At 68.5% G+C, this 22,908-nt stretch carries 24 protein-coding genes; 17 read left to right on the top strand and 7 right to left on the bottom strand.

The window, feature by feature from the left end; all coding sequences use genetic code 11:
• Positions 1-13: 13 nt before the first annotated feature.
• On the bottom strand, positions 14-382 hold the full coding sequence (locus NN2_RS15970; protein ID WP_063014556.1) for an STAS domain-containing protein: 369 nt from the start codon (positions 380-382) through the stop codon (positions 14-16).
• Positions 383-615: 233 nt separating this feature from the next.
• Here NN2_RS15970 and NN2_RS15975 point away from each other — a divergent pair, with 233 nt between their 5' ends.
• From NN2_RS15975 to NN2_RS16030, 12 genes are all read left to right on the top strand, one after another.
• Positions 616-1,044 carry a hypothetical protein gene (locus NN2_RS15975; RefSeq protein WP_063910781.1) on the top strand — a complete coding sequence of 143 codons (429 nt, stop codon included), beginning with the start codon at positions 616-618 and terminating at the stop codon, positions 1,042-1,044.
• Positions 1,034-1,831: an RNA polymerase sigma factor SigF gene (locus NN2_RS15980; protein ID WP_063014558.1), complete on the top strand. Its 798-nt coding sequence runs from the start codon at positions 1,034-1,036 to the stop codon at positions 1,829-1,831. The genes NN2_RS15975 and NN2_RS15980 overlap by 11 nt, the downstream gene beginning before the upstream one ends.
• 99 nt (positions 1,832-1,930) lie before the next feature.
• Positions 1,931-2,428 (top strand): ATP-binding protein, encoded by a 498-nt coding sequence (locus NN2_RS15985; protein WP_146098653.1) that lies wholly within the window; start codon positions 1,931-1,933, stop codon positions 2,426-2,428.
• Between the two features lie 187 nt (positions 2,429-2,615).
• Entirely contained in the window at positions 2,616-3,083 is a 468-nt protein-coding gene (msrA, locus tag NN2_RS15990; RefSeq protein ID WP_228794851.1) for a peptide-methionine (S)-S-oxide reductase MsrA, read from the top strand.
• 6 nt (positions 3,084-3,089) lie between these two features.
• Positions 3,090-3,593 carry a nitroreductase family deazaflavin-dependent oxidoreductase gene (locus tag NN2_RS15995; protein WP_063910777.1) on the top strand — a complete coding sequence of 168 codons (504 nt, stop codon included), beginning with the start codon at positions 3,090-3,092 and terminating at the stop codon, positions 3,591-3,593.
• Between the two features lie 147 nt (positions 3,594-3,740).
• On the top strand, positions 3,741-5,033 hold the full coding sequence (locus tag NN2_RS16000; protein WP_082857025.1) for a transcriptional regulator: 1,293 nt from the start codon (positions 3,741-3,743) through the stop codon (positions 5,031-5,033).
• 117 nt (positions 5,034-5,150) lie between these two features.
• On the top strand, positions 5,151-6,668 hold the full coding sequence (adh, locus tag NN2_RS16005; RefSeq protein ID WP_063014444.1) for an aldehyde dehydrogenase: 1,518 nt from the start codon (positions 5,151-5,153) through the stop codon (positions 6,666-6,668).
• The gene (locus tag NN2_RS16010; RefSeq protein WP_063014446.1) at positions 6,668-7,063 is read left to right on the top strand and encodes a DUF779 domain-containing protein; all 396 of its coding nucleotides are present in this window, start codon (positions 6,668-6,670) and stop codon (positions 7,061-7,063) included. Before adh ends, NN2_RS16010 begins: the two co-directional genes overlap by 1 nt.
• Positions 7,064-7,228: 165 nt before the next feature.
• Complete coding sequence (locus tag NN2_RS16015; protein ID WP_063014448.1) at positions 7,229-8,011, top strand: (Fe-S)-binding protein; 783 nt, start codon at positions 7,229-7,231, stop codon at positions 8,009-8,011.
• A complete protein-coding gene (locus tag NN2_RS16020; protein WP_063014450.1) occupies positions 8,008-9,495 on the top strand; it encodes a lactate utilization protein B in 1,488 nt (495 codons plus the stop codon). The genes NN2_RS16015 and NN2_RS16020 overlap by 4 nt, the downstream gene beginning before the upstream one ends.
• Positions 9,492-10,136, top strand: a complete 645-nt coding sequence (locus tag NN2_RS16025; RefSeq protein ID WP_063014452.1) for a LutC/YkgG family protein — start codon at positions 9,492-9,494, stop codon at positions 10,134-10,136. Before NN2_RS16020 ends, NN2_RS16025 begins: the two co-directional genes overlap by 4 nt.
• Complete coding sequence (locus NN2_RS16030; protein ID WP_063014454.1) at positions 10,133-10,819, top strand: nucleoside/nucleotide kinase family protein; 687 nt, start codon at positions 10,133-10,135, stop codon at positions 10,817-10,819. Before NN2_RS16025 ends, NN2_RS16030 begins: the two co-directional genes overlap by 4 nt.
• Here NN2_RS16030 and NN2_RS16035 read toward each other — a convergent pair.
• Together NN2_RS16035 and NN2_RS16040 are read right to left on the bottom strand one after the other, a co-directional pair.
• Complete coding sequence (locus NN2_RS16035) at positions 10,800-11,690, bottom strand: PfkB family carbohydrate kinase (protein ID WP_063014457.1); 891 nt, start codon at positions 11,688-11,690, stop codon at positions 10,800-10,802. The two genes, NN2_RS16030 and NN2_RS16035, sit on opposite strands and share 20 nt — an antisense overlap.
• A 1-nt stretch (position 11,691) precedes the next feature.
• Positions 11,692-12,264 carry a TetR/AcrR family transcriptional regulator gene (locus NN2_RS16040; protein ID WP_063014564.1) on the bottom strand — a complete coding sequence of 191 codons (573 nt, stop codon included), beginning with the start codon at positions 12,262-12,264 and terminating at the stop codon, positions 11,692-11,694.
• Between the two features lie 239 nt (positions 12,265-12,503).
• Here NN2_RS16040 and NN2_RS16045 point away from each other — a divergent pair, with 239 nt between their 5' ends.
• Both NN2_RS16045 and NN2_RS16050 read left to right on the top strand, forming a co-directional pair.
• Positions 12,504-13,742, top strand: coding sequence for a cytochrome P450 (locus NN2_RS16045; RefSeq protein ID WP_063014459.1), 1,239 nt, complete (start codon positions 12,504-12,506; stop codon positions 13,740-13,742).
• Positions 13,743-13,800: 58 nt separating this feature from the next.
• Complete coding sequence (locus NN2_RS16050) at positions 13,801-14,220, top strand: pyridoxamine 5'-phosphate oxidase family protein (RefSeq protein ID WP_174554977.1); 420 nt, start codon at positions 13,801-13,803, stop codon at positions 14,218-14,220.
• 54 nt (positions 14,221-14,274) lie between these two features.
• Here NN2_RS16050 and NN2_RS16055 read toward each other — a convergent pair whose 3' ends face one another.
• Both NN2_RS16055 and NN2_RS16060 read right to left on the bottom strand, forming a co-directional pair.
• Positions 14,275-15,414: a phage tail tip lysozyme gene (locus NN2_RS16055; RefSeq protein ID WP_063014461.1), complete on the bottom strand. Its 1,140-nt coding sequence runs from the start codon at positions 15,412-15,414 to the stop codon at positions 14,275-14,277.
• A 209-nt stretch (positions 15,415-15,623) separates the two neighbouring features.
• Positions 15,624-16,631, bottom strand: coding sequence for a DUF4189 domain-containing protein (locus NN2_RS16060; protein ID WP_063014463.1), 1,008 nt, complete (start codon positions 16,629-16,631; stop codon positions 15,624-15,626).
• 222 nt (positions 16,632-16,853) lie between these two features.
• Between NN2_RS16060 and NN2_RS16065 the strand changes: the two genes are divergently transcribed.
• Complete coding sequence (locus tag NN2_RS16065; RefSeq protein ID WP_063014568.1) at positions 16,854-18,206, top strand: cytochrome P450; 1,353 nt, start codon at positions 16,854-16,856, stop codon at positions 18,204-18,206.
• Positions 18,207-18,297: 91 nt separating this feature from the next.
• Here the strand turns inward: NN2_RS16065 and NN2_RS16070 are convergent, their stop codons facing one another.
• Positions 18,298-19,047, bottom strand: a complete 750-nt coding sequence (locus NN2_RS16070) for an SDR family oxidoreductase (RefSeq protein ID WP_030515733.1) — start codon at positions 19,045-19,047, stop codon at positions 18,298-18,300.
• 46 nt (positions 19,048-19,093) lie between these two features.
• Positions 19,094-20,566, bottom strand: coding sequence for an aldehyde dehydrogenase (locus tag NN2_RS16075; RefSeq protein ID WP_063014465.1), 1,473 nt, complete (start codon positions 20,564-20,566; stop codon positions 19,094-19,096).
• 112 nt (positions 20,567-20,678) lie between these two features.
• Between NN2_RS16075 and NN2_RS16080 the strand changes: the two genes are divergently transcribed.
• Together NN2_RS16080 and NN2_RS16085 are read left to right on the top strand one after the other, a co-directional pair.
• On the top strand, positions 20,679-21,557 hold the full coding sequence (locus NN2_RS16080) for an SDR family NAD(P)-dependent oxidoreductase (RefSeq protein WP_063014467.1): 879 nt from the start codon (positions 20,679-20,681) through the stop codon (positions 21,555-21,557).
• A gap of 144 nt (positions 21,558-21,701) precedes the next feature.
• Complete coding sequence (locus NN2_RS16085) at positions 21,702-22,907, top strand: cytochrome P450 (RefSeq protein ID WP_063014570.1); 1,206 nt, start codon at positions 21,702-21,704, stop codon at positions 22,905-22,907.
• Position 22,908: the final 1 nt, after the last annotated feature.

Genomic DNA, 22,908 nt, shown 5'->3' on the forward strand with positions numbered 1-22,908 from the left:
GGCGGGCGCCGGATCAGGCCGAGGTGGTCTGCTCCGGCGCGGCCAGCGCGTCCGCGACGGTCGGGAACAGACGCAGCAACGCGTCCAGCGCGGTCACCTCGATCGGGCGGCGCACCGCGGGCGACGCGACCACTCGCAGACCGCCCGTCGCGGTGGACTGGGAGGTGGCCAGCAGCACGCTCAGCCCGGCCGATCCGAGGAAACGGACCTCGGTCATATCCAGCACCACGGCGGTGGGCTCGGCCTGCAGCGCCCGGTCGAGAGCCGATTGCAACTCCGGCGCGGAATTCATGTCCACCTCACCGGCCACGGTCACGACCACGGCCGAACCTTCCGTGCGCTGCTCGGTGCGCAGCAGCGGTGACACCCGCTCGCCGCTCATCGGGCCGACCCCAGCGCGAGGCGATTCGTACCGCATTTCGCCACTTCGATACCTCCGGCGTATTCCGATCTGCGCCGCTGTCCGCGGCGTGGCGACGATTCGCCGCTGACCAACATACCCGTTTCGGCGCGATCCGAACGGGGGCCGTCACCGCGATCGGAGGGCGTCCGGCGAGCGCTCGCGTACGCTGTGAAATCGTCTCGCGGCACGATATTTGGGAGCAAGGAATGGGCATGGTCGAGAAAGTGTCCCCGGACGCGGGGACCACTGCGGTCGGATTCCAGGTGCCGGCCGATGCGGCGCAATTGATGATGGTCCGGGCGTTGACCGAAACCGTCGCTCTGGTCGCCGATTTCGGTATCGACGAGGCCACCGATATTCGTCTCGCCGTCGACGAGGTGGTCAGCGCGCTGATCGTGGACGCGGCCGCCGGTTCCGTGATCGATTGCGCATTCACCGCGAGCGAGAACACCATGGACGTGCGCGTCGCCGCCGTCACCACGACCGCGGGTGGCCCGGACACCAACAGCTTCGGCTGGCACATCGTCTCGACTCTCACCCAATGGGTGAAGACCGAGAGTTCGGACTACGACGCAGCCGTGGGCGGGCACCCGACCGTCGTCGAGTTCCGCTGGGCACGTGGCGGAACAGATGTCGACTGAGAACGGTACCGGCACCGCCCGCCACCCCGACGGTTACGACGACGTCGCACCGCTGTTCGTCGAGCTCGCCGCCCTGCCCGAAGACGATCCGGAGCGCGACCGGCTGCGCGAACGAATCATCAACCGCTGCCTGCCGCTGGCCGAGCACATCGCGCGCAAGTTCAGCGGGCGCGGCGAGAACTTCGAGGATCTCCTGCAGATCGCCCGGGTCGGCCTGGTCGCGGCCGTCGACCGGTTCGATCCCTCGCAGGGGTCGCCGTTCCTCGCCTTCGCGGTGCCGACGGTGATGGGCGAGGTGCGCCGCCACTTCCGCGATCACACCTGGGCGCTGCGCGTGCCCCGGCGGATCAAGGAGATCCAGACCGCGCTGGGCCCGACCGTGGAGTCGCTGTCGCAACGGCTGGGCCGGATGCCGCGGGCGCGCGAGATCGCCGAGGAGATGGACGCCGATCTGGGTGAGGTGACGCAGGCACTGATCGCCCGCAACGCCTACCAGACTCAGTCGCTGGACACGCCGACCTCCGACGACGACAGTCGCTCCGGGAATGCGATCCTCGACACTCTGGGCGACGTCGATCCGACCTTCGGGGCGATCGATGACACTCTGACCGTGAAGCCGCTCATCGACGCCCTGCCGGAGAAGGAGCGGTACGTGCTGACCATGCGTTTCTTCGGCGGAATGACGCAGGAACAGATCGCGCACGAACTCGGCTGTTCCCAGATGCAGGTCTCGCGGATCCTGACCAGAACGCTCAAACAGTTGCGCGAGAAGGCGCTGCGCGACTGAGGTAGGCCGACGGCGCCGCATGGCGTACGGGAAAGGGGGTATCGCGGATGCCGAGGAGATCATCGAGTGGAGATCATCGGTTGCGATCGGAATGAGGACATGAGCGGATTTCCAGATCCCCCGGGCGACCCCGCCCCAGGGCCCGCGATACGCGAGCCGCACCCGCTACAGGTGGCCCCCTTCGAGGCGAATTTCCCGTCGCAGGCCGACCGGATCGCCGAGGTGCGCCACGATCTGCGGGCCTGGCTCGAGCGCGAGGGAGTCGGCTCGGAACAGATCTACGACCTGTTGCTGGCGGTGGACGAGGCGTGCACGAACGCCGTGGAACACGGCTACCGCGACGCCACCGGCATGGTCGGGCTGCGTGCTGAGATCAGCGGCTCGGACCTGTACCTGACCATCGTGGACCACGGCAGCTGGGAACCCCGTGCCGAGGTTCCGGATCCCGTGCGCGGGCGGGGACTGGCGATCATGCGCGCCCTGGTGCGCGACGTCGAGATCACCACCGGCGCCGACGGGACCCGTGTCGCGATGCGCGCCGAAATCGCTTCGGCGCCAACGCGTTCGGAGACGACCGCAGGGCGCGACCGGGGATAGTCCGTTAATCCGCCCGGAGAGCGGGTATGCGGAATACGGAAGGCGGCCGAGGCGAGCGCCGCGGCGGGACTTTTCGGGCCCGCACCCGGGTTGTACCGGTGCGAGACTGGGGGCGGGGACCCGATCCGAAGGAGGAAGCGTGACCGACACGCGCAAGGCGATTCTGGCAGGCGGATGCTTCTGGGGTATGCAGGAGCTGATCCGCAAGCAGCCGGGTGTGATTTCCACGCGCGTCGGATACACCGGCGGGCGCAACGATCACCCCACCTACCGCAACCATCCGGGCCACGCCGAGGCCGTGGAGATCGTCTACGACCCCGCGCGCACCGACTACCGGGCGCTGCTCGAGTTCTTCTTCCAGATCCACGATCCGTCGACGAAGGACCGCCAGGGCAACGACATCGGCAGCAGCTATCGGTCCGCGATCTTCTATCTCGACGACGAGCAGAAGGCGATCGCGCTCGACACCATCGCCGATGTGGACGCCTCCGGTCTGTGGCCGGGCAAGGTGGTCACCGAGGTGACCCCGGCGTCCGATTTCTGGGAGGCCGAACCCGAGCACCAGGATTACCTGCAGCGCTATCCGGAGGGCTACACCTGCCACTTCCCACGGCCGGGCTGGAAGCTGCCCAAGCGCGCCGCGACCTCGCAGTAGGCCGTCATGTCGGATCGCACCCGTCGCTCACGTATCGGCAACCCGCTGTCCGCTCTCGGACGGGCGATCGCGCGGATCCCGTGGGTGATGCGCACCGGTCCGGTCGTCGTCGTCCTGGAACGCATCATCCGCCGGCTCACCGGCGGCCGGCACGGAGTGCTCGATCTGGCGGGTCTGCCGTCGATGGAGTTGACGGTGCGCGGACGTAAATCCGGGTTGCCGCGGACGGTGTCGCTGCTGTACGTCCCGGATGGGCCCGAGCGGTATCTGCTGATCGGGTCCAACTGGGGGCGGCCGGAGCATCCGTCCTGGTCGGCGAATCTCGCCGCGGCCTCCGATGCCGAAATCCACAGCGGCGGTAAGCGAATCAAGGTGCGGGTCCGGCAGCTGAGCGGCGCCGAACGCGAGGAGGCGTGGGCCCGCGCGGTGGCCTATTGGCCCGGATACACCATGGAGCAGCGGCTGGCGGGCGCGCGCCGGTTCCGGCTGTTCGAACTGACGCCCATCTGAGCCGGGTTCGATCGTCCGCACCGGCCGGTTTCGCTCCCGCGACGAGCCGACCTGCTGGACAATGGGGCCGAGCCGACGATGTGCGGCCCGGCCCCAGGCGCCGCCGGAACGCACGGTGCGGACCGAGCGGCGACGGGTGAGATGCGGATGCGATCAGGACACGACAGTGCTCTGCTGCGGCGACGCGCGGCACTGGAACGGCAGTGGGCGCGTTGGGTTCCGAGCCCGCGCGATCTCCCGGCGAGCCCGGCCGTGTGTCCTCTCGAATCCGGCCCCGCCGCCTCCGACGCACCGGATGCCGACGCCCCCGATGCCGAGGCGGCGCAGCCCCGGGCCGATGTGGCGCAGTCCTGGGTGCGCTCGCGCGCGTTCGTCGATCCGGCCACCGACTGCGCGCCCGCCGTGGCCGGCGATGTCGCGTCGAAATGGGCCGATTCGCCGCTGCGCGGCCCCATCGCCGAACTCTCCGATCAGCTGCACAGCATCACCCACGACGCCGGATTCGTCGCCGCCGTCACCGACGAAGCGGGAACCATCCTGTGGTCCGACGGCGGCCAGGTGATGCGCCGCCGCGCCGAGCGGGTCGGTTTCACGCCCGGCGGTCGCTGGGACGAGAACCACATGGGCACCAACGCGCTGTCCCTGGCGTTGCACACCGGCCGCCCGAGCAGCGTGTTCTCCGCCGAACATCTGGTCGAGGCACTGCACGGCTGGGTCTGCTACTGCGCGCCGATCCGCGCTGCCGACGGCCGCCAGCTCGGTGTGCTGGATCTGTCCACCACCTGGGATCGCTCGCACCCGCTGGCCATGTCCACGGTGCTGTCGCTCACCGCGGCGGTGGAGGCGAAACTGCAAGGCGGCGTGGCGAATACGGCACCCGGGGTGCGACTGGAATGTCTCGGCGGCGCCGCGCTGACCCGGGGCGGGCGGCCGCTGCGCCTGCGCCGCCGGTTGCTCGAGATCCTCACCCTGCTCGCCCTCGAGCCCGACGGCTACACACCGGAACGGTTGCAGCTGGCCGTCTACGGCGACCGGCCCACCGGTTCCAGCACACTCAAGGCCGACGTCTCGCATCTGCGCCGCGCCACCGGCGGCGATATCAGCAATCGGGTCTATCGGCTGACCACACCGGTGTCCTGCGATGCGACCGATATGCTCGCCGCCCTGGCCGCCGGGGATACCGCCACCGCCGTGCGGCTGTATCGCGGCCCGCTGCTGCCGGGCTCGCAGACCCCGGGCGTCGTCGAATGGCGCGAATATCTGGAGGTCGGTATCCGCACCGCGGTGCTCTCGGCCGGCGAGGCCGAATACGCGCTGGACTACGGCGCCAAGGCGCCCGGTGACATCGAGATCCACGAACACGCGCTGCGGCTGCTGCCCGCTCGCGACGCGCGCCGCGCGGTGGCCGCCGCGCGCTTGCACAGCGCACTGCGAAGCTGATGGCGACGCGCCCCGCGGCATTCAACCTTGTGCCAACCCTCGGGGCTCATAGTGGTCCACATCACGACGTCCCCTGTCGTGATGCGACCCTTCGTGACTCATCGAGGAGCACCCGTCATGATCTACGCCAAGCCCGGCGCCGAAGGCAGCATCGTCTCCTACGCCGACCGCTACGACAATTTCATCGGTGGCGAATGGACGGCACCGGTCGAGGGCAGATACTTCGAGAATCCGTCGCCGGTCGACGGGGAGACCTTCTGTGAGGTGGCCCGGTCGTCGGCTGCCGATGTGGAGTTGGCGTTGGATGCCGCGCACGGCGCCGCCGACGCGTGGGGTGCGACGTCGGCCGCCGATCGCGCCAACATCTTGAACAAGATCGCCGATCGGATCGAGGCGAATCTCGACCAGCTCGCCGTCGCCGAAACCTGGGACAACGGCAAACCGGTCCGCGAAACCCTGGCCGCGGACCTGCCTTTGGCGGTCGATCACTTCCGCTACTTCGCCGGCGCCATCCGCGCCCAGGAAGGCGGTGTCAGCGAAATCGACGCCGACACCATCGCCTACCACTTCCACGAACCCCTCGGCGTGGTCGGCCAGATCATCCCGTGGAACTTCCCGATCCTGATGGCGACCTGGAAGCTGGCCCCGGCACTGGCCGCCGGCAACGCGGTCGTGCTCAAGCCCGCCGAGCAGACCCCGGCCTCGATCATGAAGGTGGTCGAGCTGATCGCCGATCTGCTCCCGCCGGGAGTTCTCAACGTGGTCAACGGTTTCGGCGTCGAAACCGGCAAGCCGCTGGCATCCAGCCCCCGCGTGGCCAAGGTCGCGTTCACCGGTGAAACCACCACCGGCCGGCTGATCATGCAGTACGCCAGCGAGAACATCATCCCCGTCACCCTCGAACTGGGCGGCAAGAGCCCCAACATCTTCCTGCCCGACGTGATGGCCGCCGACGACGCGTTCCTCGACAAAGCGGTCGAGGGCTTCGTGATGTTCGCCCTCAACCAGGGCGAGGTGTGCACTTGCCCCTCGCGCGCGCTGATCCACTCCTCGATCTACGACGAGTTCATGGCACGCTGCCTGGAACGGACCAAGGCCATCGTCAGCGGCAGCCCGCTCGACAGCGACACCATGATCGGCGCCCAGGCCAGCAACGACCAGTACGAAAAGATCCTGTCCTACATCGACATCGGCCGCAAAGAGGGCGCCGAGGTCCTCACCGGCGGCAGCCAGCGCAAGGTCGACGGCCTGCCGGGCGGGTTCTACGTCGAGCCGACCATCTTGAAGGGCACCAACGACATGCGGGTCTTCCAGGAGGAGATCTTCGGCCCCGTCGTCGCGGTCACCACCTTCGACTCGACCGAGGAAGCCCTCGCGATCGCCAACGACACCCTCTACGGCCTCGGCGCCGGAGTATGGAGCCGCGACGGCAACACCGCCTACCGGCTCGGCCGCGGCATCAAAGCCGGCCGGGTATGGACCAACTGCTACCACGCCTACCCCGCACACGCCGCCTTCGGCGGCTACAAGAAGTCCGGCATCGGCCGCGAGAACCACCGCATGATGCTCGACCACTACCAGCAGACCAAGAACCTGCTGGTCAGCTACTCACCGAACAAACTCGGCTTCTTCTGATGGGTACCCGCGTCGACCTGACCGAGGCAGCGGAGTCGTTGCTGGACAACCTGATTCGACAGCACGGCCCGGTCATGTTCCATCAGTCGGGTGGCTGTTGCGACGGTAGCGCGCCGATGTGCTTCCCGCGCGGGGAATTCCGCGTGGGCGCCTCGGATGTGCTGCTCGGCCGGGTCGGCGCCGATACTCCGTTCTGGATGAGCGCCGATCAGTACGAGTACTGGAAGCACACGTTTCTCACCGTCGATGTGGTGTCCGGGCGGGGGAGCGGATTCTCGCTCGAAGCTCCCGAGGGAGTGCGGTTCCTGATCCGGTCCCGGCTGCTCACCGATGACGAAGTGGCCGAACTCGATTCCGAGCCGCCGCCGCTCACCGGGGCGGAGGCGATGAGCTGACCGACGCCGCCGGCGAGGCGGATCCGCGGGTGCACACGGCCCGCAGATCCGTCTCGCCGCGGTGCGTGCGGCGTATTCTGGCCGGGATCGTTCGCGAGTATCCGTATCGAGGTGCCGCTCCAGAAACAGTGCCCGGCCCGCGGCATCGGTGACGAGAGGGGCCGCATGTCGGCGCGTACGGCATTGTTCATCACCTGCGTCAACGACGTCATGTATCCGGGAACCGGCCGGGCGGCGGTGGCCTTGCTGCGCCGGCTCGGCGTCGAGGTCGAATTCCCGATGGCCCAGAGTTGTTGCGGCCAGATGCATGCCAACACCGGGTATCGGGCCGACACCGCGAAAATGGCCCGGCATTTCGTCTCGGTGTTCGGTGACTACGACCGGATCGTCGTGCCGTCCGCCTCGTGCGGCGCCGCGCCGCGCGAGTTCTACCGGGTGGTGGCCGAGCAGGTCGGTGACTCCGGGCTGGCTCGCGATGCCGAGGCGCTGCTCCCCAGAATCCGGGAGCTGACCGAATTCCTCACCGACGACCTGGATGTCGTCGACGTGGGCGCCTATTTCCCGCATCGGGTGACCTACCATCCGACCTGCCATTCGCTGCGCGTGCAGCGCATCGGCGACCGGCCGTACCGATTGTTGCGGGCGGTGGCCGGATTGGAGCTGATCGAATTGCCCGCGGCCGACGAATGCTGCGGATTCGGTGGCACGTTTTCGGTGAAGAACGCCGCCGCCTCCGGCGCGATGAACGCCGACAAGGCCGCCCACGTGCGCGAGACGGGCGCGAGTGTGGTTACGGCCGTGGACAATTCGTGCCTGATGAATATCGGCGGGCGCCTGGCCGCCGACGCGACGCCGGTGCGCGATCTGCATCTGGTGGAAATCCTGGCGCGCACGAAGGCCGACGGGCCGATGCCCGGGCTGCCGGTGGCCGCGGGAGCCCGCTCGTGAGTAAGAGTTTCGTGGGCTGGCCACCGTTCCCGCAGGCCGCGCGCACCGCGACCGCGGACGAACAGCTGCGTGCCACTGTGCACCGTGCCACCCACACCATCCGCGCCAAGCGCGACGCCCTGGTGGCCGAACGCCCGGACTGGGAGGAACTGCGCACTGCCGCCGCCGCGGTCAAGGACGATGTGCTGCGCCGTCTCGACACCTATCTGGAGCGATTGGCGGCTGTGGTGGAAGGCGCCGGGGGAGTGGTGCATTGGGCGACGGACGCGGCCGAGGCCAATGCCGTCGTCACCGAATTGGTCCTGGCCACCGGTGAAACCGAGATCGTCAAGGCCAAATCCATGCTGTCGGAGGAGATCGGGCTGGACGAGGCGCTTGCCGCGGCCGGAATCGACACCCGCGAAACCGATCTCGCCGAGATCATCCTGCAACTGGGCGACGATCTGCCCTCCCATATCGTGGTGCCGTCGATGCACCTGAACCGCAGCCGGATTCGCGACATCTTCCGCCGCGAGATGGGCAAGCACGGCCGCCCCGCGCCCGACGATCTGACCGACGATCCGCAGGCGCTCGCCGATGCGTCGCGGCTGCACCTGCGGGAGAAGTTCCTGCGCGCGAAGGTCGGCATCACCGGCGCGAATTTCCTTGTCGCCGATACCGGAACGGTGGTGATGGTGGAGTCGGAGGGCAACGGGCGGATGTGCCTGACCCTGCCGGAGACGCTGATCACGGTGGCCGGCATCGAAAAGGTGATTCCGAGCTGGCGCGACCTGGAGATCTATCTGGAGTTGCTGGCCCGCAGCGCGACCGGGGAGCGGATGTCGCCGTATGTGTCGACCTGGACCGGCGTCACCGCGCAGGACGGCCCCTCGGCCTTCCACCTGGTCCTGGTCGACAACGGGCGCACCCGCGCCCTGCGCGACGAACTCGGGCGGGAAGCGTTGCGCTGCATCCGGTGTGGCGCCTGCATGAATATCTGCCCGGTCTACGAACGCACCGGCGGACAGGCCTACGGGTCGGTTTATCCGGGGCCGATCGGCGCCATCCTCAACCCGTTGCTGAAGGGTGCCGACGATCCGCAGACCGCCGCGCTGCCGTATGCCTCCGCGCTGTGCGGGGCCTGCGACGACGTCTGCCCGGTCGGCATCGATATCACCGGGAATCTGCTGGCCCTGCGCCACCGGGTGGCCGAGGGTGAGGCGGCGGTGAAACATCGCGTCGAACGGGTGGCCTTCGCCGCGATGGCGGGAGTCATGAGCCATCCGGCGCTGTGGGGCGCGGCCGTGCGGTCGGCGGCGCGCATCGGCGTCGCGGTCCCGAAGCGGCATCTGCCCGGTCCGCTGAGCGGGTGGACCGACAGCCGGCGGGTACCCGACATTCCGGCCGAATCGTTCCGCCGCTGGTGGGCGCGCACCGAGGGCGGCCGCCACGGCGACGGACCCGGGCCGCGCGACACCGCGAACGAGGACGGGGGCCGTTCGTGAATGCGCGCGAGACGATTCTGCGGCGCATCCGCGAGGCCATCGGCGAACCGGCGGACGCGGTCACCGTGCCGCGTGACTACCTGCGGACCGCGCCGGGCGTCGATCCCGACGATCGCGCCGCGATCCTGGACCTGTTCGAACAGCGACTGCAACGGTATGGGGCGCAGGTGCATCGGACCACGCCGGCGGGGATCGCGACCGCCGTGGATCGGGAACTGCGGCGTGCGCCGGCCGGTGTGGTGCTGACGCCACCCGGACTGCCGGACATGTGGACGGCACTGTGGGCGGACCGCTCCGAGCACCGGGTCGTGATCGACGACCCGCCCTTGACCACGCCCGAGCTGGGCGAGATCGACGCGGTCGTGACCACCTGCGCCGCGGCGATCGCGCAATCGGGCACGATCGTGCTCGACGGCGACGCCGGCCAGGGCCGCCGCGCGCCCACGCTCGTGCCCGACTGTCACGTGTGCGTGGTTCACGCGGAGCAGGTGAAATCCGCGCTGCCGGAGGTTGTTCCGCGTCTCGACTCGCGCCGCCCGACCACCTGGATCAGCGGTCCGTCGGCGACCGTGGATATCGAGATGACCCGCGTGCAGGGCGTGCACGGGCCCCGGCGGTTGATCGTCGTCCTGGTCGAATGAGGGGCGGGAACATCGTGAAGGTGACGGGGCCGGGTGAGCTGGCGGCGCGGATCGTGCGCGCGGCGGATGATGCGGGCGGACGCCGGTACCTGGTCGGTGTCGCCGGACCGCCGGGAGCGGGAAAGTCCACGCTGGCACAGGGTTTGGCGGATGCGGTGCGGAGGTCGGGAGTGTCCGCAGAGGTGGCGGGGATGGACGGATTCCATCTGAGCTCGGCACTGCTGCGAGATGCCGGCGCGCTCGGCCGCAAAGGGCAGCCCGATACCTTCGATGTGGCGTCGTTCGTCGCCCGGCTGCGGCGGTTGCGCGACAGTGCGATCGGCGTGCCGGTGCCGTGGCCGGTCTACGATCGGGCCCGCCACGACCCGGTCCCGGATGCGGTGGTCTTCACCGGCGAACGGGTCGCGATCGTGGAAGGGAACTACCTTCTGCTGGATCGGCCGGGATGGCGGGAGGTGCGGGAATATCTCGACGAGGTCTGGTACCTCGATGCCGAGGAAGCGGTCATCGAACAGCGCCTGCTGCGCCGGCATCTGCGCGGCGGTAAATCGCCGGATCGGGCAGAAGCCATGGTGGCCGGCAGCGATCTGCCGAATGCCCGTCTCATCGCGCGGTCCGCGGACCGAGCCGACCTCGTGTTGCGCGCGGTCCGCGGCGGCTACCTCATTCGCCCGGGTCGGTGAGCCTTGGGGTGCGCGGCTCACGGAGCCGGTCTCCCCATGCGCGGGTGCCGAAGAACCGGCACGACAGGGTGGCGACCGCGGCGGCGCGGGTGAGCGCGTCGGCGAAGTCGTGGCCGCGCGAGTGGTAGGCGCAGAACGCGCCGTGCAGAATGTCCCCGGCGCCGAGCGTATCCGCGCCGTCCACCTCGCCCACCGCGATCTCGTTTCGAATCCCGTTGGCGGAGTAGAGGATCGGTTGCTGTCCGCGAGTGACGGCCACCGCCCGGACCCCGATCCGGTGCAGGTGGTCGAAGACGTCCTCGGCGCCCGGCGGCGCGAACGAGGCCGAGCAGATCGCGATGTCGACCAGCGGCAGCAGTTGCGCGTGTTCGGGTTTCCAGCGTCCCCCGTCGAGCACCACCGGAACTCCCGCGTCGCGCGCCACCCGTGCGATGCCGAGGGCCAGTTCGATGTGATGCCCGTCGACGAGCACCACCGGCGCCTCCCGGACGAGATCGGCGAATGCGTGGTCGAACGGCGCCTCGATCCCCGAACCATCCAGTGAGACAATGGTTCTCGTCCCGGCGCCGGCCGCGACCACGATGGACGAGATCGGCGGCGGATCGGTGCGCCGCGCCGTGGTGTCGACGAGTTCCACGCCGTGGGACCGCAGATCGTCGCGGATCAGCGCGGTGAGCGGATGCCGGCCGACGGCGGTGAGCAGCCGGGCCCCGCCGGTCAGTATCGCGCACGCCACCGCGGCATTGGCGGCCGGTCCGCCGGCGCCCAGAAATTGGTCGCGCGCACGGGTTTTGGTGTCCTCGGCCGGATAGGCGTCGACGGCGTAGGCGAGGTCGACGGTGGTGAGACCGACGAAGAGGGGGACGTTCATCTCATCCCTTCCGCGCCGGTGCGGCCGGACGCATCACGAGCGGGCCGACGAACCGCTCCACCGTCCGGCGTTCCGCGGCGGCGTCGGGCAGGGGCCAGGTGAGCAGCGACAACACCACCCTTACGATCCACTGTGCGGCATCGTCGTCCGCGGCGATTCCGGTGAGCGCGGTGGCGATGCCGCGCAGTTCGGGCGTGGCCACCACCTGGTCGCCGGTGGCGCCCGCACCGGCCAGGAACGCCGACAGGGTGGGTTCGGCGCGGATCGCCGCGAGCGAGGCGAGGACGGCCTCCACCACGCGCCGCGGGCCGCGCAGCGGTGCCACGGTCGCCGCCACGCGTTCGGCGATATCCCGCGCCGCCGAGGCCGTCACGATCCGGACCAGTTCCGGCTTACCGCCGACGTGCCGGTACACGGTGGCCCGGGAGCAGCCCACGCGTTCGGCCACGTCGTCGATGCTCACTCGCTCTATTCCGCGTTCCAGGAAGAGGTCGGCGGCCGCCGCCTCGATGCGCGAGCGGGCGACGGTGCGCCGGACCCCGCCCGCAAGCCAGTCCACCTCGGTGGTTCGCATCGCCGGATACGATCCCTTCACTCTGCGGCGTCTCGAGACGAGACGACATAGCACTATTGTCTCAGGTTTGCCTCTCTCGGTATATGCCTGTGAAGTGCGTAGATAACGGCAGTCCACGTGTTCGGGCTTGTCGACGAACGCGCGGAGGCGGCCTTCCACGTCTCACTGTGCGACACCGATTGACACTCGTCTCCAACGCGCGCACGGTGAGCGCACCCGTTCCCGGAGGGAGTTCACCGATGACCACGACAGTGCCGGACGGATCCGAACTGTTCCTGTCCGCCCGTCTCGACGATCCGTACCCGCTCTACGACCGCCTGCGCGACGAGGCGCCGGTCTACCGGGTGCCCGGCACCGGCTTTCACCTGGTGTCGTCGTGGGATCTCGTGACCGAAGCGGCCGCCCGCACCACCGAGTTCTCCTCCCACCTCACCGCGGTACTGCTGCGTCATCCGGGAGCCGCCGCGACCGCCTTCGATCTCGACGGCGGCGGTCGCGCGGTGCATGTTCTCGCCACGGCCGACGATCCGTCCCACGCCGTTCACCGCAAACTTGTCTCGAGTGTGCTGGCCGGGCGCATCCGGGAACTCGCGCCGATGGCCGCGGATCTGGTCGACCGGCTCTGGTCGGAACACGTGCGCGACGGCCGCATCGACTGGGCGGCCGAGATGGCCGACCGCCTGCCGCTCGCCCTCGTCGCGGCAGTGATCGGGCTGCCCGGCGACGATGTGCCACAACTGCTCGAATGGGCCTACGACAGCACCGAAATGCTCGGTGCCGTGGTGGACGCGCACCGTCTCCCGCGACTGGTGCAGTCGGCGGCACTGCTCGCCGGCTACCTCGCCGAACAGCTGCGGCGGACGCGGGGCGCGGCGGAACCCGACGGTCCGCCACGCACCGTGCTCGACGCGCTGGCCCGCGCGTGCCGCGCCGGCACGCTCACCGAGGAGGTCGCGGTGCTGATTCTCGTTCAACTGGTCGGCGCCGGCGGCGAATCCACCGCCGGCCTGATCACCTCCGCGGCCCGAATTCTGGCCACCCGCAGCGATATTCAGCACCGGCTGCGCGCCGAACCGCACCTGATTCCCGCCTTCCTGGACGAGGTGCTGCGCCTCGAATCCCCGTTTCGCGGCCACTACCGCCACGTCACCACCGATACCCGTCTCGGGGAGGTGTCCCTGCCGGCCGGAAGCCATCTCCTGCTGTTGTGGGGCGCGGCCAATCGCGATCCGGCGATCTTCCCGGAACCGGCCGCTGTCGAGCTGCACCGTCCGAATATCAAGTCGCACACCGCCTTCGGCCGCGGGCTCCACTTCTGCGTCGGCTCGGCCCTGGCGAAACTGGAAGCCCGCACCGCGATCACGACCCTCCTCGACCGCAGCACCGACATCCGCCTCGCCGCACCGCTGCAGTGGACCCCGAGCATCCTCGTGCGCCGCCACACCACCCTGCCGCTGCTGATCCGCGGTGCGGAATAGGACAGCCGTCGCCACGGGTTGTCGCGGAAGACAGACTCGACTCGCGAAAGGACCGTCGATGCCGACCATGACCCGTACCGAGCGTGAGAAGTTCCTCGCCGAATTGCACGTGGGGGTCATCGCCGTCGAGCGGCCCGATCGGGCGCCGCTGGCGGTGCCGATCTGGTACGGGTACGAGCCCGGCGGGGAGGTCGTGCTGTGGACCGACGCCGGGACGCTGAAGGAGCGGCTCATCCGGGCCGCCGGGCGGTTCTCGATCACCGCGCAGGTGGAACAGCCGCCGTACCGGTATGTCACCGCCGAGGGCTCGGTCACCGCGATCGACGCGGCCTCGCCCGAGGTGGTCCGCGCGATCGCGGTGCGCTATCTGGGACCCGAGGAAGGCGCCGCATTCGCCGAGCAGAACCTCGGCCCGGACTCGGTGGTGATCCGGATGCGCCCCGAACGGTGGCTAAGCACCGACTACTCGAAGCAGTAGCGCGCCGAACGCCGGGAGCAGTGATGTCGCCTCGGCCGCGCCCCGCCGCCGCACTCACACGGCGAGCGCCGACTTGTTGTACTCCTCGAGCAGCCCTGCCGCGTAATTGCGCCGGTCGTTGGTCGAAAGGCCCGCGCTCTTCTCGTAGTACCTGTCGAAGGCCTCGGCCACGGTCCGGGCGTCGTTGGGGTTCGCGGTGACGGCATTGTTCGCCTGCTGATAGTCGCCACCGCGCAGTTCCTGAACCATGTAATCCAGATGGGTATGCCAGTCGCCGATATTCTCACCGGGCCTCTGCGCGAAGGCCTGGAGGCCGGAAAGCCGGTTGAAACGCCACTGGAACAGGCCCTTTGCCGATCCGTTGTCGCCGGTGGCGGAAACGTCGAATCCCGACTCGAATTTCGCGTTGGCGACGATGCCGGCGGCCTGCGCCGGTGTGAAGTGGTAGGTATCGATGAGGTACTTCATCATCGCCATCGCGGTGGGCTTTTCCGTGGTCGGAATGATCGCGGTGCCCATGGATCCCGACTGGCCGCTCCACGGAGTGCTTCCGTTGTATCCCGCCGGAGTGGCTCCCGCGGAGGGACTCGAACCGGGCGACACAGCCGGTATCGGATTGCCGGTGGAGGACGGCGGGGCGTCGCTCTTGATCTTCAGCGCCGCGGCCGCGGCCTGGTCGGAAACACCGTGGACTTTGTCGTATGTCGTGCCGACGGTCTCCCACACGCCCTTGAACAGGCCGTCGATGATGTCCCTGGGCAATTCCTTGTGGGAGGTGCCGTCCTTGTCCTTCACCGTCCGCACGGATTTGAAGGAGGCGTCGATCTTCGTGTTGAGTTCTCCCACCGCGGTATCGACGGCCCCGTAAGCCTCGGTCACGGCATCGCCGATGCCCGCGGTTCGCACCACGATGCCCGCGTCCTTGCGCTGGATGCCGGACGTCGCCGTGTGCATCTGGCTCTTGTGATCGCTGTACTTGTCGATCATCGCCGACTCGTCCTCGGGATTGGCGATTCCCTGGCCGCGCAACATTCCGCGCAGGTCGGGCGCCTTCGACGGCGTGCCCGAACCGAGCAGCCGAACCTGTTCCTGGATAACCCCTTCCGCGGCGCTGAAAAGCGCTTTCAAGCCCGCCGGCGCACAGTCCGGGAGCTCGTGCAGATCGCCCAGTCGGCTGGTGCCATCGGAGCTCATCGGGGCCTCGCTCTCAACCAGGCAGAGTCGACACGCGTCGGTGACCGGACTTCCCGGAACGGGAGGGAGGTCGTCCACCTTCGGCGACACGGTATTTCGTGTGCGCCGCCGGCGCCGACCCGGTGGTGCCCACCGACATCACTGCCGGAAGCATAAGGGTGGCGTCGGGAGGCTTTACTCCCGTTGCTGGGAAGAGATCCGTGCCGTTCCTACTCCGTCGCGCATTTGGACCATTTGTTGAACGGTCCCGACACCCCGTAGTTGTCCTGTGCGCTGCTGATGGCCTTGGATTCGGCCTCTTCGGCGGTGGTGCCCCAGGTGGAGGCCCAGCCGTTGTTCTGGCCGACCACCACCGCCACGCAGGCGTTGCGCGCCCACGCGGCCGGCTGTGCGCAACCGGGGCAACGGGTTTGGACCTGGTTGGTGGCGTCATCGGAGCTGACCGTGCTGCGCGCCCAGGTCACCTTGCCGGTATCGACGTCGTAGCCCGCGGCGATCCAGACGTCGGCCGGGGTCGGCGGAGGCGGCGGGGGAGCGTTGCGGGTGGTCTCGCGGGTCGTGGGTGCGGTCGAGGTCGAATACGTCGGTGAGGGGCCGGCGCTCGTCGACCGGTCGGCGGCCGCATCGGTATCGCTGTTCTTGTTGTGGTTGTGCACCACGATCACCGCGACGACCGCGCCCAGGACCAGGACCGCCACGACCACTGCCGCGACGATCGCCAGCACCTTGCCGCCACCCGAATTCGGTTGCGGCGCACCCGGATAGGGGTAGGGCTGCGCGCCCCCGTACTGCGGGTCGGGATACGGCTGCGGATACGGTTGCGCGCCCGGATATCCGCCTTCGGGGTAGCCGCCCGGCGGATATGCCTGCCCGTACATCGGGGGCTGATTCGGGTCCCCGGGATACGGCACGCCGGCGGGATATCCCTGTCCCGCATGCACGGTGGGATCCTGGGAACCGGGCGGCGGCCCCGGTTGCCCGCCGGGATAGGCCTGTGTCGGCGGCGCCGGCTGCCCGGGGTAGGCCTGTGTCGGCGGGGCGGGCTGTCCCGGATAGGCCTGGGTCGGCGGAGCCGGCTGCTGCGGGCCGGGCCCGCCGGGCTGTGCGCCCGGATCCGGCACGCCGCCGGGGTAGGCCCGGGTCGGCGGCGCCGGGGGTGGGCCCGGTTCGCCGGACGGCGGCTGCTGCGGGGAATCCGAACGATCGTCGGTGGCCATCGCCTACCGCGCCCGGCTCGTCGAAATGCGCTGTGTCGTGGTCGGTGTCGACATCGACCGTGCCCCCGTCCGTGCTGTGAATCGTATCGGCGAGCCACTGTAGCGCATACCTATGACGTCGATATTGCCTGAAATAGCATTCTCAAAATCGGAGAGCAATATTGCCGTTCGCCGTATTCTGTGTGCTTGGAGCCTGAGACCGGGGACGCCCGAGAGGACAGCATCGTGACCGTGCACGCCGACGACCACAGACAGCCGCGCTACGACTTCGATCGGCATGCGCCGCAGTACCGCGACAATTTCGACGCGATCACCTCCGAGATGCACCGGCAGTGTCCGCTCGCGTGGTCGCCGACCTACGGCGGGCACTGGGTGGCGGCCGGCAGCCGCGAGGTGTTCAGCCTCGCGCGCTCGGAACACGTGTCGAGCGACCACGATCCGAACGGGGAGCGCCGCGGCTACCGCGGCATCACCATTCCGTTTCCCGAGACCGGGAATGTCATCCGCAACGGCATCCTCGAAATGGATCCGCCGGAGCAGCGGCTGTGGCGTCAGGCGCTCAATCCGTATCTGTCGCCGGCCGCGGTGCAGCGCTGGGTGCCGTTCGTCGACGAGGTGGTCCGGGCGAGTCTCGACGATCGGATCGAGAGCGGCCGTATCGATTTCGTCGACGACCTGGCCAATATCGTGCCGGCCGTCCTCACCCTGGCGATGCTGGGTATCCCGCTGCGCAAATGGCAGTTGTACTGCGAACCCGCGCACGCCTCGGTGTACACCCCACCGAATTCGCCCGATATCGAACGGGTTCGGCGCCAGCACGAGGCGATGGGCCTGGATCTGCTGATCAACCTCACCCAGGTGCGCGAGAATCCGCGTCCGGGAATCATCGAGGCGCTGACGCGTCTGGAGATCGACGGCGCCGCGCCGCCGGATATCGAAATCCTGGGCATGCTGGGCCTGCTGATCGGTGGCGGTTTCGACACCACCACCGCGCTGACGGCCCATGCGCTGGAATGGCTCTCGGAGCATCCGGATCAGCGGGCGATCCTCAGCGCCGAACGCGACCTGTTGCTGAACTCGGCGACCGAGGAATTCCTCCGGTACTTCACTCCCGCACCCGGTGACGGCCGCACCATCGCCGCGGATTGCGAATATGCGGGCATCCGGCTCGAGGAAGGGGAGCGGCTGTGGCTGTCGTGGGCGATGGCCAACCGCGACCCGGAACTGTTCCCGGACCCGAACACCGTCGACCTGGATCGGAAGGGCAACCGCCACTTCAGCTTCGGTCTGGGCGTCCACCGCTGCATCGGTTCCAATGTGGCGCGCACGGTGTTCAAGCGCATGCTGGTCGCGGTGCTCGATCGGTTGCCGGATTTCCGGTGCGATCCCGGCGGCGCGGTGCACTACGACACGATCGGCGTGATCCAGGGTATGCGCCATTTGCCGGCCACGTTCACACCCGGCCCGCGGCTCGGCCCCGGACTCGACGAAACCCTGGAGACTCTGCAGCAGGTCTGCGATGAGAAGCGCCTGGCCGAGCCGGTCACCGTCCGTCGCGGCAGCGCCGACCTCTGATCGCGAAAGGTGAAGCGGCCCAGCCCGGCTCACCGCACCGACCCTGCCACCGGCCCGCTGGGACGCCCGTCGAGGGGACGGGCGTCGCGCGCTATCGGATGATCTGCCCGCCGTCCACGTTGAGGATGTGCCCGGTGACCCACGCCGCGTCGTCGGACAGGAGATACAGGCATGCCCCCACCAGATCCTGCGGGGTGCCGATCCGCTTGAGCGGCAGGCGATTCACCATGTCGTTCACGATCGAGCCCGGGGTGACGGTCTGCGTCGCCTCGGTGTTGATCGGTCCCGGCGCGATGGCGTTGATGCGGATGTTGGATCCGCCGAGTTCGACCGCCAGCTGCTGGGTGAGGCTGTTGACCCCCGCCTTGGCGAGGCCGTAGAAGTTCGAATACACCCATGCGGCGGTGGAGGACTGGTTCACGATGGACCCGCCGCCGCCCTTCGACATGTGCTGCCACACCGCGCGGGTCATGTTCAGCGCGCCGTCGAGATTCACGCTCATGAACTTCTTGTAGTAGTCCCACGGCACCGTCAGCAGCAGGTCCAACTTCATCCCGCCGTAGATGGCGGCGTTGTTGACCAGATGGTTGATCGCGCCGAACTCGTTCTGCGTGTAGTCGGCCAGGGTGGTGACCGATTCGGGATCGGAGACGTCGACCGGATGGAAGACCGCGGTGGCGCCGCCGCTGCTGATCTCCTCGGCGACCTGTTTTCCCTTGTCCTCGTTGAGATCGGCGACGACGACGGTGGCGCCCTCGCCGGCCAGTGCCCTCGCGTATTCGGCGCCGATGCCCTGGGCCGCGCCGGTGACGATCGCGACGCGATCGGTGAAACGAGCCATGAGTTGTCTTCTCCTGTCGATAATTCGCGACGAGGTCGCGTGCTGTCTATTTCTGCGCGGTGGCGACGAGCTTGGTTTCGAGGTACTCCTCGAATCCGGCGACACCGAGTTCGCGGCCGATGCCGGACTGCTTGTAACCGCCGAACGGGGCGTCGGCGCTGTACCAGATTCCGCCGTTGACGCCGAGGGTGCCGGTCCGGACACCGTTGACCACGTGGTCGATTCGCGCCTGGTCGGTGCCCCACACCTCGCCCGAGAGCCCGTAGGGCGATTCGTTGGCCAGCCGGATGGCGTCGTCGTCGCCATCGTGCGGGATCACCACCAGCACCGGGCCGAAGATCTCCTCCTGCGCCACGGTCGAGGTGTTGGACAGTCCGCTGATCAGGGTGGGTTCGATGAAGAACCCGCGGTCGCGATCGGGACTGCCGCCGCCGGTGACGATGGTGCCGCCCTCGGCGCGTGCGATATCGATGTAGCGCTGCACGCGGTCGCGCTGCCGCGCCGAGATGACCGGCCCGCAGACGGTGCCCGGCTCGTTCGGATCACCCGGGACGATGCCGCCCATCGACTTCGCCGCCGCGGCGACCGCCGTGTCGTACTGCTCGCGCGGAACCAGCAGGCGAGTGGTGAGCGCGCAACCCTGGCCGGCGTGGACGCAGACGGTGAACCCCGCGTAGCTCGCCGCGGCGGCCACATCGGTGTCGTCCAGGACGATGAAGGCCGACTTCCCGCCGAGTTCGAGAAAGACCTTCTTCAGGCTCTGCGCCGCACCGGCCATGATGGTCCGGCCCGTCTGCGTCGACCCGGTGAACGAGATCATGTCCACCCGCGGATCGGTGACCAGCTGGGCACCGAGCTGATGGTCGTCGGAGGTGACGATATTGATCACGCTGGCCGGAATGTCGGTGTGGTCGGCGATCACCGTGCCGACCAGCGCGGCGACCCACGGGGTGTCGGGGGCCGGTTTGAGCACCACGGTGCACCCGGCCGCCAGGGCGGGGCCGAGTTTGGCGAAGTTGATCTGATGCGGGAAATTCCACGGCGTGATGGCGCCGACCACGCCGATCGGCTCCCGGCGCAGCGTGCGCGCCGTCGGGATTCCCATCGGTTTCGCGACGCCGAGATCGCTGACCCACTCGTAACTTTCGGCCAGGTCGGCGAAATAGCCGAGGTCGCCGATCGGGCCCTCCAGTTGCGGGCCGCTGGTCAGCATGCGCGGGGCGCCCACCTCGGCGATGGTGATCTCGCGCAGTTCCTCGATGTTGTCGCGCAGCGCGTCGCGCAGTTGCCGCAGGCACCGGGCGCGGAACGCGTGATCGCGCGACCACTCGGTGTTGTCGAAGGCCGCGCGGGCGGCGGCGATGGCCGCGTCCATATCGGCGGCGTCGGCATTGGCGGCCTGGCCGAGGATCTCCTCGGTCGCCGGATTGACCGTTGCGAACACCCCCGCGCCGCCGGCGACCAGTTTGCCGTCGATCAGAAGCCGGGATCCCTCGCCTGGGGGGAGCAGTTTCGTCATTCGCCTCTCCGATAGGGCTGTCTGGACACCTGTACGGAATATAGTTTGGACGGAGCTGTGAATACAAGAACGTGTTGCAGACTGATCGAATCGGTGAGAGGCGGTACCGGCGATGACCGGAGATGCGACGGTGGCCGGTAAGGCGGCGATCGTGGTGGGTGGCGGGAGCGGCATCGGCCGGGCCGTCGCCGTCGAACTGGCGCGCCAGGGCGCGGGGGTGGTGGTCAATTCCCGGAGCGAGGCGGCGGTGGCCGCGGTGGTGGACGAAATCGGCGCGGCGGGCGGTCGTGCCGTCGCGGTCGCGGGCTCGGCCGCGGACGAAACGATCGCGGACGCGCTGGTGAGCCGGTGCGTCGAAAGTTTCGGTGCCGTCGATGTTCTCGTCAACTGTGCCGGGATCGCCGAACCCGCGCACTCCTCGATCCTCGATATCTCCACCGCGGACTGGCGAGCCCAGCTCGATTCCCACCTGACCACGGTGTTCAACACCTGCCGCGCGGTGGCGCCGCTGATGGTGGCCCGCGGCGCCGGCTCGATCGTCAACACCGGCTCGTTCGCCTATCTCGGCGACTACGGCGGCACCGGCTATCCGGCCGGAAAAGGCGCGGTCGCGAGCCTGACACTGGCCATGGCCGCGGAGCTGAAAGAGCACGGTATCCGGGTGAACGCGATCTGTCCGGGGGCCAGGACGCGACTGTCCACCGGACCGGAATACGAGGCGAAGATCGCCGAGCTGCGCGAGCGGGGGCTGCTCGACGAGTTCACCGCGCAGTCGTCGCTGGACGCGCCGCCGCCCGATTACGCGGCCGCGCTGTATGTCTATCTCGCCTCCGATCTTGCCACCACGACGGGCGAGATCTTCGTTGCGGCAGGCGGATTCGTCGGTCGCTTCGTCCGGCCGAAGCTCGAGTCGATCGGTTATCGCGACCATGCGGAAACTCCGCCGTGGTCGGTGGCCGAGCTGCGGCCGCTGTTCGGCGAGGGATCGTGAAGCCGATGGTGGCGCTCGGGCTCGCCCATTGTCCGGATTCCGGTCCGGTGGTAGCGTCCAGACACATGTCCAGTCCTGTGTCTCGGTTGGCGGTGTGCGGATGAGGCTTCATGTGAACGCGTTATATTTCGAGAGGTGGGTGTGATGACTGTGGCATCTGCGCAACCGGTCGTATTCGATCCCTACGACTACCGCTTCCACGAGGATCCGTATCCGGTGTATCGGCGGCTGCGCACGGAGGCGCCGCTGTACTACAACCCGGACCTGGACTTCTGGGCGCTGTCGCGCCACGCCGACGTGACGGCCGCATTCCGCGACGCCACCCGCCTGTCCAGTGCCAACGGCGTCTCCCTGGACCCGGCCGCGTGGGGTCCGCACGCGCACAAGACCATGTCTTTTCTCGCCATGGACGATCCGCGCCACCTGCGCATGCGCCAGCTGGTCAACAAGGGCTTCACGCCGCGCCGGATCGCCGGTATGGGCGATCGGATCCGGGAACTGACGTTGCAGCACCTGGAACCCGCGCTCGAGCAGGGCAGTTTCGACTGGATCGAGGATTTCGCGGGCAAGCTGCCCATGGACGTCATCTCCGACATGATGGGCGTGCCCGAACCCGATCGCGCCGAGATTCGCCGGATGGCCGACCTGGTGGTGCACCGCGAGGAGGGTGTGCTCGACGTGCCGGAGGCGGCCATCGAGGCCTCGCTGAATCTGGTCGTCTACTACTCCGACATGGTCGCCCAGCGCCGCCGCAGCCGCACCGAGGACCTCACCTCGGCGCTGCTCGACGCGGAGATCGACGGTGACAAACTCACCGACGACGAGATCATCGGTTTCATGTTCCTCATGGTCGTGGCCGGAAACGAGACCACCACCAAACTGCTCGGCAACGCGCTGTACTGGGCCGGCCGCAACCCCGAACAGTTCGCCAAGGTCGTCGCCGACGGCGACCTGGTGCCGGACTGGGTCGAGGAGACGCTGCGCTACGACAATTCGAGTCAGATGGTGGCGCGCTCCTCGGTCGTCGATGTGCCGTTCGAACACGGGGTGATCCCCGCCGGTTCGAAGGTGGTGTTGCTCATCGGCTCCGCCAATCGCGACGACGCGGTCTTCACCGACGGCGATCGCTACGACATCGAACGCACCGACAAGAGCGCGCTGGCCAGTTTCGGCGGCGGCGTGCACTTCTGCCTGGGCGCGCATCTGGCCCGGCTGGAGACGGTTGTCGCCCTGCGCGAGTTCGCCTCCCGCGTCCGGGAGTACTCGATCGACGAGTCCGCCATGGAGCGGGTGCATTCGACCAATGTCCGGGGGTTCGCGAAACTCCCTGTCACCGTGGAGGTTTCATAGT

It is taken from the genome of Nocardia nova NBRC 15556, from assembly GCF_001613005.1.
In the GTDB taxonomy this organism is placed as follows: domain Bacteria; phylum Actinomycetota; class Actinomycetes; order Mycobacteriales; family Mycobacteriaceae; genus Nocardia; species Nocardia nova.

Coding starts and splice junctions, on each gene's coding strand:
- NN2_RS15970 (WP_063014556.1), bottom strand. CDS start 382: ATGAGCGGCGAGCGGGTGTCACCGCTGCTGCGCACCGAGCAGCGCACG.
- NN2_RS15975 (WP_063910781.1), top strand. CDS start 616: ATGGTCGAGAAAGTGTCCCCGGACGCGGGGACCACTGCGGTCGGATTC.
- NN2_RS15980 (WP_063014558.1), top strand. CDS start 1,034: ATGTCGACTGAGAACGGTACCGGCACCGCCCGCCACCCCGACGGTTAC.
- NN2_RS15985 (WP_146098653.1), top strand. CDS start 1,931: ATGAGCGGATTTCCAGATCCCCCGGGCGACCCCGCCCCAGGGCCCGCG.
- msrA (WP_228794851.1), top strand. CDS start 2,616: ATGCAGGAGCTGATCCGCAAGCAGCCGGGTGTGATTTCCACGCGCGTC.
- NN2_RS15995 (WP_063910777.1), top strand. CDS start 3,090: ATGTCGGATCGCACCCGTCGCTCACGTATCGGCAACCCGCTGTCCGCT.
- NN2_RS16000 (WP_082857025.1), top strand. CDS start 3,741: ATGCGATCAGGACACGACAGTGCTCTGCTGCGGCGACGCGCGGCACTG.
- adh (WP_063014444.1), top strand. CDS start 5,151: ATGATCTACGCCAAGCCCGGCGCCGAAGGCAGCATCGTCTCCTACGCC.
- NN2_RS16010 (WP_063014446.1), top strand. CDS start 6,668: ATGGGTACCCGCGTCGACCTGACCGAGGCAGCGGAGTCGTTGCTGGAC.
- NN2_RS16015 (WP_063014448.1), top strand. CDS start 7,229: ATGTCGGCGCGTACGGCATTGTTCATCACCTGCGTCAACGACGTCATG.
- NN2_RS16030 (WP_063014454.1), top strand. CDS start 10,133: ATGAGGGGCGGGAACATCGTGAAGGTGACGGGGCCGGGTGAGCTGGCG.
- NN2_RS16035 (WP_063014457.1), bottom strand. CDS start 11,690: ATGAACGTCCCCCTCTTCGTCGGTCTCACCACCGTCGACCTCGCCTAC.
- NN2_RS16040 (WP_063014564.1), bottom strand. CDS start 12,264: ATGCGAACCACCGAGGTGGACTGGCTTGCGGGCGGGGTCCGGCGCACC.
- NN2_RS16045 (WP_063014459.1), top strand. CDS start 12,504: ATGACCACGACAGTGCCGGACGGATCCGAACTGTTCCTGTCCGCCCGT.
- NN2_RS16050 (WP_174554977.1), top strand. CDS start 13,801: ATGCCGACCATGACCCGTACCGAGCGTGAGAAGTTCCTCGCCGAATTG.
- NN2_RS16055 (WP_063014461.1), bottom strand. CDS start 15,414: ATGAGCTCCGATGGCACCAGCCGACTGGGCGATCTGCACGAGCTCCCG.
- NN2_RS16060 (WP_063014463.1), bottom strand. CDS start 16,631: ATGGCCACCGACGATCGTTCGGATTCCCCGCAGCAGCCGCCGTCCGGC.
- NN2_RS16070 (WP_030515733.1), bottom strand. CDS start 19,047: ATGGCTCGTTTCACCGATCGCGTCGCGATCGTCACCGGCGCGGCCCAG.
- NN2_RS16075 (WP_063014465.1), bottom strand. CDS start 20,566: ATGACGAAACTGCTCCCCCCAGGCGAGGGATCCCGGCTTCTGATCGAC.
- NN2_RS16080 (WP_063014467.1), top strand. CDS start 20,679: ATGACCGGAGATGCGACGGTGGCCGGTAAGGCGGCGATCGTGGTGGGT.
- NN2_RS16085 (WP_063014570.1), top strand. CDS start 21,702: ATGACTGTGGCATCTGCGCAACCGGTCGTATTCGATCCCTACGACTAC.